This window comes from Paenibacillus sp. Z3-2, from assembly GCF_054161325.1.
The window spans coordinates 3,603,569-3,616,950 of the sequence record NZ_CP096397.1 but is presented as its reverse complement, the minus strand read 5'-3'; the positions used below and the strand labels follow the sequence as shown (position 1 = coordinate 3,616,950).

Genomic DNA, 13,382 nt, shown 5'->3' with positions numbered 1-13,382 from the left:
AAGATGTCCAACTATAAAGAGCTATCTCCGTCCTTGCGGACCATTATGACCCCGGGACCCGTTGAGGTTGATCCACGTGTACTTAGAGCGTTATCCTATCCGATCCTGGGGCAGTTTGATCCGGAGTTCACTTCTTTGATGAACGAGACGATGGCGATGCTGCGTGAGCTATATATGACAGATAACGAGTGGTGTTATCCGGTAGATGGCACATCCCGTTCAGGCATTGAAGCCGTGTTGGTCAGTCTGATCCAGCCCGGTGACAAAGTTCTCGTTCCGATCTACGGCCGATTCGGGCATCTGCTGGTTGAAATCTCGGAACGCTGTGGTGCGGAGGTTGTCTTTTTCGAAACGGAATGGGGAACGGTATTTGATCCGGAAGAAGTGATCAAGGCGATCCATGTCCATAAACCGACTCTGGTTGCCATGGTTCATGGTGAGACTTCCACGGGGCAGATGCAGCCCCTTGCCGAGATTGGCAAAGCCTGTCGCGAACTCGATATTTTACTTGTCGTGGATGCTGTGGCGACCATCGGTGGCACGCCCGTGGAGACGGATGCCTGGCATCTGGATGCAGTGATGGGCGGCACGCAGAAATGCCTGTCTGTTCCTTCAGGGATGGCACCTCTCACGTATAACAGTCGTGTGGAGCAGAAACTGATGAGCCGCAAAACAGTTGAGCGCGGACTCCGAGATGCAACCAGTGCGCGGGCAGAAGGGCGCACGATTGCCAGCAATTATTTTGACCTGAGCCAATTGCAGGATTACTGGAGTTCAGCACGATTGAACCACCATACGGAAGCGACATCGATGCTCTACGGTCTTCACGAAGGATTACGTATTCTGCTGCAAGAAGGATTGGAGGCCAGGTTCCAGAGACATCTTGTGAATGAACGTGCATTGGTCGCTGGAATTCAGGGAATGGGACTGCAATTGTATGGGGATATGTCCAGTAAACTTCCGGTGGTTACTTGTATCACTATTCCGGAGGGGATCGATGGTGAGTCGGTGCGCAGCATGTTGCTGAACGATTTCGGCATTGAGATTGCCAGTTCATTCGGCCCGTTGAAAGGGCAAATCTGGCGGATCGGTACAATGGGATTCAGCTGCCAACGCAAGAACGTACTCCATGTGCTCGGAGCGCTGGAAGCTGTTCTATTACGTCATCGACACGTATTACCTGCCGGTGAAGCCGTGCAGGCGGCATTGAATGTGTATGCAGGCAAGGAGGGCGCCTTATGTTAAACCAGATGCCAATCTCGAGAGAGGTCATGGTCACCTCTCCTCATTATCTGGCGAGTGCGGTTGGAAGCTCTATCCTCCAGCAGGGGGGGAATGCTTATGATGCTGCTGTTGCGGTCAGTGCAGCTCTGGGTGTGGTATATCCACATATGACCGGACTTGGCGGGGATGCCTTCTTCCTGATTCATGATGGAGCCAGCGGTGAGATTACCGCCTATAACGGAAGTGGCCGATCAGCCGCAGGCATTCATGCCGATACGTTCAAAGCGATGGGCATGAGTGCCATCCCCCAGCGTGGAGTGCTTAGTGCCATTACGGTTCCGGGAATGGTGGATGCCTGGTGGGAAGTCTGGTCCCGGTACGGTAAGTTATCGTGGAAACAACTGCTTGAACCCGCAGCACAGTATGCGGAAAAAGGATGCCCTGTATCCCGAAATCTCCGCCTGTGGATGGAAAGGGATGAAGATTACATTATGGGGCATACACCGCTGCGAGCGGTATTTGCCCCATTGGGTACACTTTTGCAGGAAGGCGATCTGCTGATTCAGCTTGAGCTTGCTACTTCCATTCGTCTGATTCAGACGGGGGGAAGAGACTCTTTTTATACAGGAGAGCTTGCGAATCGTCTGACTTCGGCTATCCGTGAGGATGGGGGCATGCTTGCACCAGCGGACTTTGCAGGTCATCGGGGCGAGTGGGTGAAACCCGTTAGTACGGGGTATCGTGGCTATGAAGTTCATCAGATGCCGCCCAACTCGCAGGGATTCTCAATGCTGATGATGTTAAATATGCTGGAGCATACGGATCTGTCCTCTGTAGCACGTACCTCACCGGAATTCTATCATCTGATGGCGGAAGTGGTGAAGAAGGCGTTTCGGGATCGTGACCGTTATCTGACTGACCCGGATTTCAGGGATATTCCGCTGGATCATCTGTTATCCAAGGGCTATGGAGACCAATTGTGGAATGAGATTCAGGCTGCTCCACCTGTGGCACAGCCATTTCTGTCCAAAACGATAGGTCAGGACACGGCATATGCAGCCGTTGTCGATAGCGAAGGCAATGCCGTTTCTTTCATTCAAAGCCTGTATTTCGACTTCGGCGCAGCCTATGTTCCAGGGGATACGGGAGTCATTATGCAGAACCGGGGGTCCTTTTTCTCCTTAGATCCGAGAGATGCCAACGTACTGGAACCGAACAAACGCTCATTCCACACCCTCATGCCGGGCCTCGTTACACGAGATGGAAAACCTTATATGCTCGTGGGCACGCAGGGCGGAGAAGGCCAGCCGCAGACACAATTATCGGTGCTTACCGGGGTGCTTGATTATGGGCTCAACATCCAGGAAGCGATCAGCCTGCCACGTTGGGTGTACGGACGTACTTGGGGTGAAGAAGGCGATACGATGCGTGTGGAGAACCGATATCATGATGATGTATGTGCAATCCTTGCCCAGTGGGGACATAACGTTGAAGCGAGAGCGTCGTGGGACGGTATTATGGGACAGTCGCAAGGTATTGTCATTCGTGAGGACGGCATGATTAGCGGCGCAGCAGACCCTAGAGGCGATGGTATGGCTATCGGATGGTAACAGACAGCGATCGGAAGGTTAGTCGTCTGTCATCGGAGTGCGAGTGTAAATATTTATGAGTTGAACGATACAGACAGACACAGATAGGGGAGATTGGCATGGGAACGATCCTGCTGAAGGGCGCACAGCTTGTGACGATGAATGCAGAAGAGGAAGTGTTCATCGGAGATCTGTTGATCGAGGATAACAAAATTAAGGAGATTGCAACACACATCGACGTTCAAGCTGATCAAGTCATTGATGCTCGGGGTAAAGTGTTGTTGCCAGGCTTTATCCAGACGCATATTCATCTGTGTCAGACCTTGTTCCGTGGACGTGCGGATGATCTGGAACTGATGGATTGGCTCCGTCAGCGCATCTGGCCGCTGGAAGCAGCGCATGATGAGGAGTCTGTCTATTATTCTGCGATGCTTGGACTTGGCGAATTGATCTCCAGCGGAACCACGACCATTCTGGATATGGAGACGGTACATCACACGGACTCGGCATTTCAGGCGATGGCACAGAGCGGCATCCGGGTCATCTCCGGCAAGGTGATGATGGATCATGGAGACGAGGTTCCAGAACCCCTGCGTGAGAATACAGCAACTTCACTGCAACAGAGTGTGGATCTGCTGGAGAAATGGAACGGGTTTGGCGGAGGACGCATTCAATATGCTTTCTGTCCACGCTTCGTTGTATCATGTACCGAGGAATTGCTGGTAGAGGTGCGCGACCTGTCCAATAAATATCATGTCAAAGTCCACACCCATGCCTCCGAGAATCGCGGAGAGATCGAATTGGTAGAACACGAACGCGGGATGCGCAACATCGTATACCTCGATCATATCGGTCTGGCTACCCCCAGATTGGTGCTGGCACACTGTGTATGGCTGAGTGAGGAAGAGAAGGAGATCATCCGCAAGCGCGGTGTCAAAGTCACTCACTGTCCTGGATCGAATTTGAAGCTTTCCTCCGGGGTAGCCGATATTCCGGATCTGCTGAATCGTCAGATCGCGGTTGGGATTGGGGCCGATGGTGCCGCGTGCAACAACAATCTGGATATGTTTCAGGAGATGCGCCTCACAGCTCTAATGCAGAAGATTCCTCATGGTCCAACGGTGATGGATGCCCGGACTGTATTGCGCATGGCTACCATGGGTGGTGCAGAGGTGCTCGGCTTGTCGAAGGAAATCGGCAGTCTCGAAGTCGGCAAAAAGGCAGATATGCTGCTGCTGGATCTGGAGGATTTCCACACGTACCCTTCCTATGAGACGGATGTCTATTCCCGCGTAGTATATTCCGCAACACGTAGCTGTGTGGACACTGTTATTATTGACGGAAGTATCGTGCTCAAGAATCGTAAGATTCAGACGATTGATCGTGGCATTGTGCTGCGTGAGTCAGATAAAAGCATTGCGAGATTGATGAAACGTATCTGATCGAAGGAGACTTATGCAATTTCCAGAAAGGATGGAGACCGATATGGAAATGCATGATCTGTGTGCAATTGCAGCCCGTGAAACGCGCTGCGTGCTCGCAACAGCGATCAAGGTAGAGGGTCATGCTTACCGTAAGCAGGGAGTCTCTATGCTGTTGACCGAGGAAGGCAAAATGTATGGCAGTATCAGTCCGGGATGCCTGGAGAGTGATCTTCAGGCCCGAGTGAGTCGTGTGCTGGATACGAAGCAGATGGAATTCGTGGAATATGACATGCGTCCCGAGGATGATCTGTCTTGGGGTGAGACGATTGGCTGCGGCGGGCTCGTTATTGTGCTGCTTGAACCCGTATGTGGTGAGCTCCGATTTATTTTGCAAAAGATGCATGAGTCTTTTCAATCTGGCGCTACAATAGCGTTAACCCGAACATTCCAAGGTGATTATACGAGGGTGGAATATGACTGGAAACGGACTGAGTCTGTGGAAAAGAAGCACGAGCCAATCTTGCGTCCTTCGCTTGTGCTTCGTCAGGATCGCGTGGCGAATCATAATCTGGCACGATTGCAGGTTGATGAACAGCGCAGCAGAGGGATTACCAAGCATGAACATTTGGCTGTAACACCACATTCTCCCGACATACCTCGCCTTACACTCGTGACAGAAATGGTACCAACTACATCAAACGGATCTCACTCATCCCATCAGTCTGCTGATTCACAACATATCTCTGAGGCTGACATACTGACAAACAACACGGTTTCAACGAATCCCTGGGACCTTCCGCAGCAACTCACTTCGCTGTACACGCCTAAACCTCGCCTGATTATCATCGGAGCCGGGAATGATGTTATTCCTGTTGCCAGACTTAGCCGATCCGCAGGATTTCGTGTTGTGGTAGCCGATTGGCGAGAGTCCTTATGCACCTCGGAACGATTCCCTGAAGCTGAACTAGTAGTGGGTTTCCCGCGTGAGATCATGCCTCTGTTAAACGTGAACAACGGGGATTATTTGATTATCATGAGTCACAATTTCCCACGCGAACGTGAATTGTTGGAAATGTTAGTGGACTGTGACTATGCGTATCTCGGCATCATGGGTTCGAAAACACGAACAGCCCGCCTCATCGATGGTTTGCCATCCTTGAAACATATCCATTCTCCCGTAGGCTTGAGTATCGGTGCAGACGGTCCCGAAGAGATTGCCATCAGCATTGCAGCTGAATTGATCGCATGCAAACATAAGGTTTCTTCTTTGAGTTCTGAGGTACAGAAGGGGAGCGTTGCACATGCGAATGACGGGCATTGTTCTGGCGGCTGGTAAGAGTCGTCGCCTTGGCCGGGATAAACTCTCGGTTGTCATGCCTGACGGGAGGTCCCTGGCTGCGTGGTCACTGGAAGCTGCGCTGGATTCGGATCTGGAACAAGTGGTCTGTGTGGTCAAACCGGAAGATTCGTTGGCATGGTTGCCTGTAAAATGGTTTGATTCTGCCTCATATGCCTATCATCCCACAGCCAGACTTCGAATTGTAGTCTGTGCTGACTATGCCAGTGGTATGGCAAATTCTCTTCATTCTGGCGTATTGTCAGCCATGGAGTACAAACCGGAGGGCGTTCTTATGCTACTAGGGGATCAGCCTTTATTAAAAGCGCAGGATATCAATCGTGTGACCACAGCACTGGCTACCCACAAGCTGTGTGACTATGTCGCTGCTACCGATGGAGAGGGGGGCAAGCCGCCCGTTGCTTTTCGCTCCCATATGTTCGGGCCTCTGTTGTCTCTGCATGGAGATGAGGGGGCGCGCAAGATTATGCGCAGTGCCAATTATTCAGGTATACATGTACCTTTACCTGAGAAGCGTTTCTGGGATGCGGATACGGAACCGGAATTGGAACGCATTCTGAATGATGTATTTGAATCGGATAAGACAGACTCATGAACAGGAGAAGATGAATGATTATGTATAACTTAATGACATGAACAGGTCAGCCAGGCAGTCTGGTTGGCCTGTTTGCCTTCTTTTATCGTGTGATGAATGAAAGTTTGTGTTAGCTTTCGCTAGTTCATGATGCATCAGGCACAAATAGAACACGGGTTTTATACATTTATCCAAAACGATGTAAAGGTAATTGACGTTGTTGCTGAACTCTCATATGATTTGAAGAATTATTTGGATCAGACGGTTGAATTTCCTGCCCAAGGAAGAGAGAGAAAGGGGATGCAGCGATGGTAACACCGGCATACGGTTCTGGAGCCATGCCATCGGTATGGCAGCCTGAGAATCTGCAAGAACTGCAAACGTTGAGAACCAGAATGAAGGGAAGATGTTGTTTCACGGCAGGCGGAACTTTACTGCGAACCCAGTGGGAAGGTGGCTTGGTTCCTGCACCTGAACACATAATTAGCCTGGCTCGTATTCCTGAAATGAGCGGTATAACCATTCAGGGAGATGAGATGGTCATTGGCGCAATGACCCGATTAAAGGAATGTGCTTCAGAAGCCTTGCTGCATCAACTACCCATCCTGCAAGAAGCGGTGAAAGCAATTGCTGCGCCTTCCATTCGAAATGTGGCAACCATTGGCGGGAATATTGTATCCGGAGTAGGAGATACGTTGCCTGCTTTGCTTGTATATGATGCGGAGCTGCACTGGTTGACTGACAACGGAATTGAGATCCGCAGAGTGTCATCCTGGCTTCGAGGTGAGCGGAATGGAAGTCGGAATCCAGGTGACGTGTTAATCTCCATTCATCTTCCGATGAGACTGTCATCTATGTTCGATGTGGTGGGTGAGCACACACCTGCTACACGAGAAGTTTCCTTTTACCGCAAGCTGGGTCGACGGGAGACGTTCAGTGCATCACTGGTGACGGTTGCGTTGCATGGGGAGATTGACTCGGATAACCGCTGGACCAAGATTGCGATTGCAGCTGGTGGAGGCTCAGGCATGGCGATGCGACTTCTGGAGTCTGAACAACAGCTTTTTTGTAGCAAAGCTTCTGTTATGCAAGCGGCGACTCTAGCAACTGCTGTAGCTAGCGAATTTACGACGTATGGTGATGCATTTGCAACAGAACATTATCGCAAGCAGACCGCAGGAAACATGCTTGGCGCCGGGCTATGGGAAGCACTTCGCGAATAGAAGAATGGGATCAAACAAAGGGGGAGAGGGATCATGCTGCTGAATCGGGAACAGAGCGGGAAACGCTGGCACCTGCGGCCAGATGGGGCACCCAAAGTAACTGGCCAGCTTCAATACCTGACGGATATGACGCTACCTGACATGATTCATGGCAGAGTATTGCGAAGCGAATATCCTCATGCTCGCCTATTGTCTATAGATACTTCGGAAGCTGAGGCGTTGGAAGGTGTGTACGCGGTCCTGACTTCCAAAGATGTGCCTGGTCTGAATCGTTTTGGCATTGCGACCCCGGACCAGCCTGTGTTCTGTGAGGATATCGTGCGTTATGTCGGTGACGCCATTGCAGCGGTTGCTGCGGATTCTCCGGAACGTGCGGCCCTCGCACTGGGCGCGATCCGGGTAGTGTATGAAGAACTCACGCCACTGGATAGTACAGATGCTGCATTGGCTCCCGGCGCACCAGAGTTACATGAGCATGGGCCAGGTAATGTGCTGCATCGCACGGAGATCAAACGTGGAGACGCCGAGGAAGCCTTTGCGACATGTGATCATATCGTGAAAGAGACGTATTATACGCCTCGCCAGATGCACGCTTACATGGAGACAGAAGGTGGCCTGTTTGTCCCGGATGAAGAGGGACGGCTGAATGTGTACGCGGCAACGCAGCATGGCTATAAAGACCGGATGCAGCTTGCGCGCATCATTGGCTGTCCTGAAGAAGATATCCGGGTGGTGTCTTCACCGATTGGTGGTTCATTTGGCGGAAAAGATGAACTAAACGTACAGCCTTATGGTGCATTACTGGCCTTGAGATGCGGACGTCCTGTAAAAATGCATAATTCACGCAAAGAATCCGTACGTGCGGGGCTAAAACGGCATCCGATGAAAATTGAAATGCAGACCGGCATGAGTCGAGAAGGCATCATACAGGCGCATCGGGTCCGAATAACAGCAGATACCGGTGCGTATGCCACACTTGGTGCACCCGTGCTGAACTTCTGTACCGAGCATTGCCTTGGACCATACGCCATTCCGAATGTGGATGTGGAAGGCGTATCTGTATACACGAATAACGGACTGTCCGGTGAGTTTCGTGGATTTGGCGGGAACCAGGCGATTTTTGCCATGGAAGGCCAGATGGATCGGCTTGCTGCAATCATGAACATGGACCCTTGGGAATTCCGCAGACGCAATATGAGGGAAAAGAATGATCCCGGGCCGCTAAATCAACGGATTCTGGTCACGGATGGACTGTCCCAAGTATGGGAGGCATTGGATCGTTCCGAATTGTGGCAAAAACATCAAAGTCCCCCGGCAGATCCTTCTCTGCCGCCCTGGATCAAACGTGGTGTTGGAGCAGCCATCGCGATGCACGGTGCAGGGCTCGGTTACGGTATTCCGGACCCTGCGGGAGGGCGTCTGTCCCTGAATAACGAAGGCCAGATTGAGGTGGCGTTCAGCTACGAGGAATTTGGGCAGGGGCTCGTTGCAACGCTGGAAATTATGCTATGTGATCTGTTCCAATGCAGTACGTCGGATCTCAGTATCATCATTGGAGACACGGATCGTGTGCCACACAGCGGGTCAAGTACCGCTTCGCGTTCAACAACTATGGCTTGGATGGCTCTTCAACGCTTGCAGACTCCGTTTCGTTCCCGTGTTCTCACTGTCGCGTCTGAAATGTCGGGCATTCCGGCAGAGCAACTGGTGACAGGGCCTGGCGGTGTATGGCGTAAAGACCAGCTTCCTATTGAAACTCTTGAAGTGGAAACAACTGGGCAAGGGGCAGGAACGGGCCAGAAGCAAGAAACGCAGGCGCTGAAGGGGGAAGATCATGATTCTGAAGCTTGGTTCGATTCTGTAGCAAAAGAAGGAGTTCGCTCATGTGCTGTGGTTTCGTATGCGGAGCTTGTCATGCAGGGCGAAGCCGATGAATGGATTTTTGATACAAAGTTTGATTACCCAACTACGCCTGACAACGTGGTAGGCGGTCATTATTTGTATACGTACGCGGCGGTTGCGGCAGAGGTGGAAGTAAACACCTTGACCGGCGAAACCAAGCTGCTCGATACACGCCATGTTGTAGCGGCAGGCCCGGTTATCAACCCTATGGGCTATATCGGACAGATTGAAGGCGGCAGTGTCATGGCTCTTGGATTTACGTTGACCGAGGATGCGGTCATGCAGGACAGCCGCTATGTAACGACCAACCTCGACACCTATCTGATCCCTACGATTCGGGATATTCATACGAATCTGGAGGTTGAGGCCATTGAAGATTTGCCCGAAGGTGACTCGTTTGGCCCGAGGGGGATCGGTGAGATTGGCTCCGTAGCGCTTGCGCCAGCCATAACAGCCGCAATTCATCAGGCGACAGGCGTATGGGTTAACCGTCTTCCTGTACCGAGGGAACAACTGGTCAGACCTCTAAATGTACCTTTGCAGGAAGGAGTGAGTCCATCATGAGTAAACCACTTGAAAACCACTGGACAGCCGTCGTGAATGGGGAGCAGAAACAACTGGAGATCGCCCAAACGACCCGACTTGTCGACGTGATTCGGACTCATTTGCAGCTAACGGGTACCAAAGTATCCTGCGAAGTCGGTCGCTGTGGTGCATGTATGGTGCTGATCGATGGGGAGCCCGTGAATTCCTGTCTAATGATGGCTTATCAATGTAAAGGCAGTGATATTACGACCATTGAAGGCCTGCACGGCGAAGAGAAGGGCACTCTGCATCCGATTCAACAGGCTTTTGTGGAGGAAGGTGGTTTCCAGTGTGGGTACTGTACTCCCGGCATGGTGATCTCCACTAAAGCATTGCTGGATGCACATCCAGAGCCGTCACAAGAACAGATTGAAGCAGGACTGTGTGGGAACCTGTGTCGATGTACGGGATACGGGGGCATTATTCGTGCGGTACGCAAGGCAGGGGAACGTTGTTCATTAACGGAAACATCTGCTGAGGAAACCGTAAGTTGAGCCGAGATAGACCGAAGACATAAGTAAGGGCAATTGAAGAAACGTACTTGAAAAGCATCCGAACAGGAATGCTTTTTTTTGTATTTTATCAGGGTTTCTGCCAAACACACAATAAATGATGAGTTGAAGTTCCAGAGCCGATTTTGTTAGATTATGAACCGTTTTCGTCAAAAACGAAGAGTGCAGAGAAAAATGGGAAATGGTGTTAAAGTGCTGTTATAAAAGAAGTTTCAACATTTACATTCACCATATATTTACAAATATTGATGTGCATGCTATGTTTGTTATGAAAGCGCCATCATGAATGGGTTCATTGACATTTCATTATCATATTTCACTTGGGAAGGAAGATGGAATTGATGAAAAATTTGCTCAAAAAGGCAACCGCAATGATGCTGGCATTGGCCCTACTGCTTGGATTAATGACAGCGCCCGTTCATGCAGACACCCCACTGTTCACCATCGAAAGCGAAAATGCGCAGCTCACCCCGGATCTTCAAGTGGTTACTTCAATCTATGGACAACCCAAGCCCGGATTCTCAGGGGATGGATTTGTCTGGATGCAGAACTCCGGCACATTAACCTTCACAGTTACTGTCCCGGAAACCGGCATGTACGCGATCTCCACTCGATATATGCAGGAGCTCAGTGCCGATGGCAGGTCACAAAATTTGAACGTGAATGGTGTTACCAAGGGGGCGTATATGCTGCCTTACACGACAACGTGGTCGAATTTTGATTTTGGTTTTCATAAGCTGAACCAGGGTACCAACACGATTGAGCTAAAGGCTGGTTGGGGCTTCGCTTATTTTGACACCTTCACGGTGGATCATGCTGATTTGGATCCCCTGAATGTGCAGCCAGTTCTCACTGATCCTGAAGCTACACCGGAAACTCAAATTTTGATGAATTATTTAACGGAGGTATACGGAAACAACATTATTTCTGGTCAGCAAGAGATCTATGGAGGAGGGAATGACGGAGATACAGAGCTTGAATTCGAGTGGATTCATGATCTTACCGGAAAGTATCCGGCTATTCGCGGCTTTGATTTGATGAACTATAATCCGTTGTATGGTTGGGAGGACGGTACTACCGATCGCATGATTGATTGGGTGAATAACCGTGAAGGCATTGCAACAGCTTCCTGGCATATCAATGTACCTCGTAATTTCAATACGTATGAGCTCGGGGACTTTGTGGATTGGAAAGAAGCTACCTACAAGCCGACAGAAACGAATTTTAATACAGCGAATGCGGTAATTCCCGGTACCAAAGAGTATCAATACGTGATGATGACCATCGAGGATCTGGCAGAACAATTGCTGATTTTGCAAGACAACAACGTGCCGGTTCTGTTCCGTCCGTATCATGAAGCAGAAGGCAACGGCGGGCTGAACGGGGAAGGTGCATGGTTCTGGTGGGCTTCGGCAGGCGCAGAAGTGTACAAAGAGCTATGGGATCTGCTGTATACCGAACTTACCGAGACGTATGGCTTGCACAATCTGATCTGGACCTACAACAGTTATGTATACAGTACTTCTCCTGCCTGGTATCCGGGCGATGATCAGGTAGATATCGTTGGATACGATAAATACAATACGATCTACAACCGTTATGACGGTTTGTCTGGCGTACCGAATGAGGATGCGATTACCTCGATTTTCTATAAGCTTGTTGAGTTGACGAACGGTACGAAAATGGTAGCCATGACGGAAAACGACACCATTCCAAGCGTGAAGAATCTGACCGAAGAGAAATCAGGATGGCTGTACTTCTGCCCTTGGTATGGCGAGCATCTGATGAGTTCTGCGTTCAATTACCCGGCAACCTTGAAAACGCTTTATCAAAGCGATTATGTCATTACTTTGGATGAGCTGCCGAATCTAAAAGTTAACAATCCTAACCCCAGTGCATCCATCACACCTGTAAACGTTGAATTTGATAAAAACACACCCAATCAAAGCGACAAAGCCGTAACCGTTAATGCGAACGGCAATACGCTGACTGCTCTCCGGGCAGGCAACAATGCATTGACCGCAACCACGGACTATACTTTGAACGGAAGCACATTGCTGCTGAAAAAAGCTTATCTGGCGACATTGCCAGTTGGCGAGCATTCGATTGTTCTGGATTTTAATCAAGGCCAGGACCCTGTGTTAAAAGTCAAAATTGTGGATTCAACACCGGGTACGAATGCTGTGATTTCTCCTGTGAATGCAACATTTGATAAAGCGACGAACTCCGCGCAGGATATTAACGTATCTCTCACCCTAAATGGCCGTCAGCTTACAAGCATCACGAAGGGGGATGCTGCGCTTGTATCAGGTCAGAATTATACAGCGTCCAGCTCTGCTGTTGTTCTGAACAAATCCTATCTTGCTACACTGCCGCTTGGCCAGAACGTATTGACCTTTCACTTTAATGGAGGCAATAACGCTGTACTTACAGTGAAGGTAGTAGACAGCACGGTTACTGTACCTGCCGAGGATTTGACGATCCAAGCGTTTAACGGCAATACGAGTGCATCCACCAACGGCGTCTCACCCAAGTTCAAATTAGTCAATTCAGGTAATTCGGCGATTCCGTTGAGTGATGTAAAACTCCGGTACTACTATACGATTGACGGGGAAGAGGCTCAGACGTTCTGGTCCGACTGGGCCAGTATGGGCAGTGCGAATGTAACGAGCCAATTTGTTAAACTTGCGACTCCAGTTGCCGGAGCCGATCATTATCTGGAAGTAGGCTTTACAAGTGCTGCTGGGACGCTGAATGCAGGCCAGAGCGCAGAGGTTCAAGCTCGTTTTTCCAAAAACAATTGGTCGAATTACACCCAGACTAACGATTACTCGTTTAAGGCATCTGGTAGTCAGTTCGTTAACCATGATAAGGTTACCGGGTATGTGAATGGTCAGCTGGTATGGGGAATTGAGCCGTAAAGGTAGAAAGAACGTCTAATGAGCTGGATCAGGGATTGAACCTCTGATCCAGCTTTTTATTTTGTAGACGG

General features: G+C 50.2%; 9 protein-coding genes. All 9 read left to right on the top strand.

What is annotated here, in order from left to right; translation table 11 throughout:
• Window positions 1–3: 3 nt before the first annotated feature.
• The 9 genes from M1D71_RS16150 to M1D71_RS16110 all read left to right on the top strand — a co-directional run bounded on the left by M1D71_RS16150 (window position 4) and on the right by M1D71_RS16110 (window position 13,311).
• On the top strand, window positions 4–1,245 hold the full coding sequence (locus M1D71_RS16150; RefSeq protein WP_458122790.1) for a pyridoxal-phosphate-dependent aminotransferase family protein: 1,242 nt from the start codon (window positions 4–6) through the stop codon (window positions 1,243–1,245).
• A complete protein-coding gene (ggt, locus tag M1D71_RS16145; protein ID WP_458122789.1) occupies window positions 1,239–2,834 on the top strand; it encodes a gamma-glutamyltransferase in 1,596 nt (531 codons plus the stop codon). Before M1D71_RS16150 ends, ggt begins: the two co-directional genes overlap by 7 nt.
• Window positions 2,835–2,932: 98 nt before the next feature.
• On the top strand, window positions 2,933–4,255 hold the full coding sequence (locus tag M1D71_RS16140) for a 5'-deoxyadenosine deaminase (RefSeq protein ID WP_458122788.1): 1,323 nt from the start codon (window positions 2,933–2,935) through the stop codon (window positions 4,253–4,255).
• A gap of 43 nt (window positions 4,256–4,298) precedes the next feature.
• On the top strand, window positions 4,299–5,573 hold the full coding sequence (locus M1D71_RS16135) for an XdhC family protein (RefSeq protein ID WP_458122787.1): 1,275 nt from the start codon (window positions 4,299–4,301) through the stop codon (window positions 5,571–5,573).
• The gene (locus tag M1D71_RS16130; RefSeq protein WP_458122786.1) at window positions 5,539–6,189 is read left to right on the top strand and encodes a nucleotidyltransferase family protein; all 651 of its coding nucleotides are present in this window, start codon (window positions 5,539–5,541) and stop codon (window positions 6,187–6,189) included. The genes M1D71_RS16135 and M1D71_RS16130 overlap by 35 nt, the downstream gene beginning before the upstream one ends.
• A gap of 287 nt (window positions 6,190–6,476) precedes the next feature.
• The gene (locus tag M1D71_RS16125; protein WP_458122785.1) at window positions 6,477–7,391 is read left to right on the top strand and encodes an FAD binding domain-containing protein; all 915 of its coding nucleotides are present in this window, start codon (window positions 6,477–6,479) and stop codon (window positions 7,389–7,391) included.
• 33 nt (window positions 7,392–7,424) lie between these two features.
• Window positions 7,425–9,857: a molybdopterin cofactor-binding domain-containing protein gene (locus M1D71_RS16120; RefSeq protein ID WP_458122784.1), complete on the top strand. Its 2,433-nt coding sequence runs from the start codon at window positions 7,425–7,427 to the stop codon at window positions 9,855–9,857.
• Entirely contained in the window at window positions 9,854–10,372 is a 519-nt protein-coding gene (locus tag M1D71_RS16115) for a (2Fe-2S)-binding protein (protein ID WP_458122783.1), read from the top strand. The genes M1D71_RS16120 and M1D71_RS16115 overlap by 4 nt, the downstream gene beginning before the upstream one ends.
• Before the next feature lie 359 nt (window positions 10,373–10,731).
• On the top strand, window positions 10,732–13,311 hold the full coding sequence (locus tag M1D71_RS16110) for a glycosyl hydrolase (protein WP_458122782.1): 2,580 nt from the start codon (window positions 10,732–10,734) through the stop codon (window positions 13,309–13,311).
• Window positions 13,312–13,382 lie beyond the last annotated feature (71 nt).

What these genes read in the sequence shown, in the direction of transcription:
- M1D71_RS16150 (WP_458122790.1), top strand. Translation starts at nt 4, where the DNA reads ATGTCCAACTATAAAGAGCTATCTCCGTCCTTGCGGACCATTATGACC.
- ggt (WP_458122789.1), top strand. Translation starts at nt 1,239, where the DNA reads ATGTTAAACCAGATGCCAATCTCGAGAGAGGTCATGGTCACCTCTCCT.
- M1D71_RS16140 (WP_458122788.1), top strand. Translation starts at nt 2,933, where the DNA reads ATGGGAACGATCCTGCTGAAGGGCGCACAGCTTGTGACGATGAATGCA.
- M1D71_RS16135 (WP_458122787.1), top strand. Translation starts at nt 4,299, where the DNA reads ATGGAAATGCATGATCTGTGTGCAATTGCAGCCCGTGAAACGCGCTGC.
- M1D71_RS16130 (WP_458122786.1), top strand. Translation starts at nt 5,539, where the DNA reads ATGCGAATGACGGGCATTGTTCTGGCGGCTGGTAAGAGTCGTCGCCTT.
- M1D71_RS16125 (WP_458122785.1), top strand. Translation starts at nt 6,477, where the DNA reads ATGGTAACACCGGCATACGGTTCTGGAGCCATGCCATCGGTATGGCAG.
- M1D71_RS16120 (WP_458122784.1), top strand. Translation starts at nt 7,425, where the DNA reads ATGCTGCTGAATCGGGAACAGAGCGGGAAACGCTGGCACCTGCGGCCA.
- M1D71_RS16115 (WP_458122783.1), top strand. Translation starts at nt 9,854, where the DNA reads ATGAGTAAACCACTTGAAAACCACTGGACAGCCGTCGTGAATGGGGAG.
- M1D71_RS16110 (WP_458122782.1), top strand. Translation starts at nt 10,732, where the DNA reads ATGAAAAATTTGCTCAAAAAGGCAACCGCAATGATGCTGGCATTGGCC.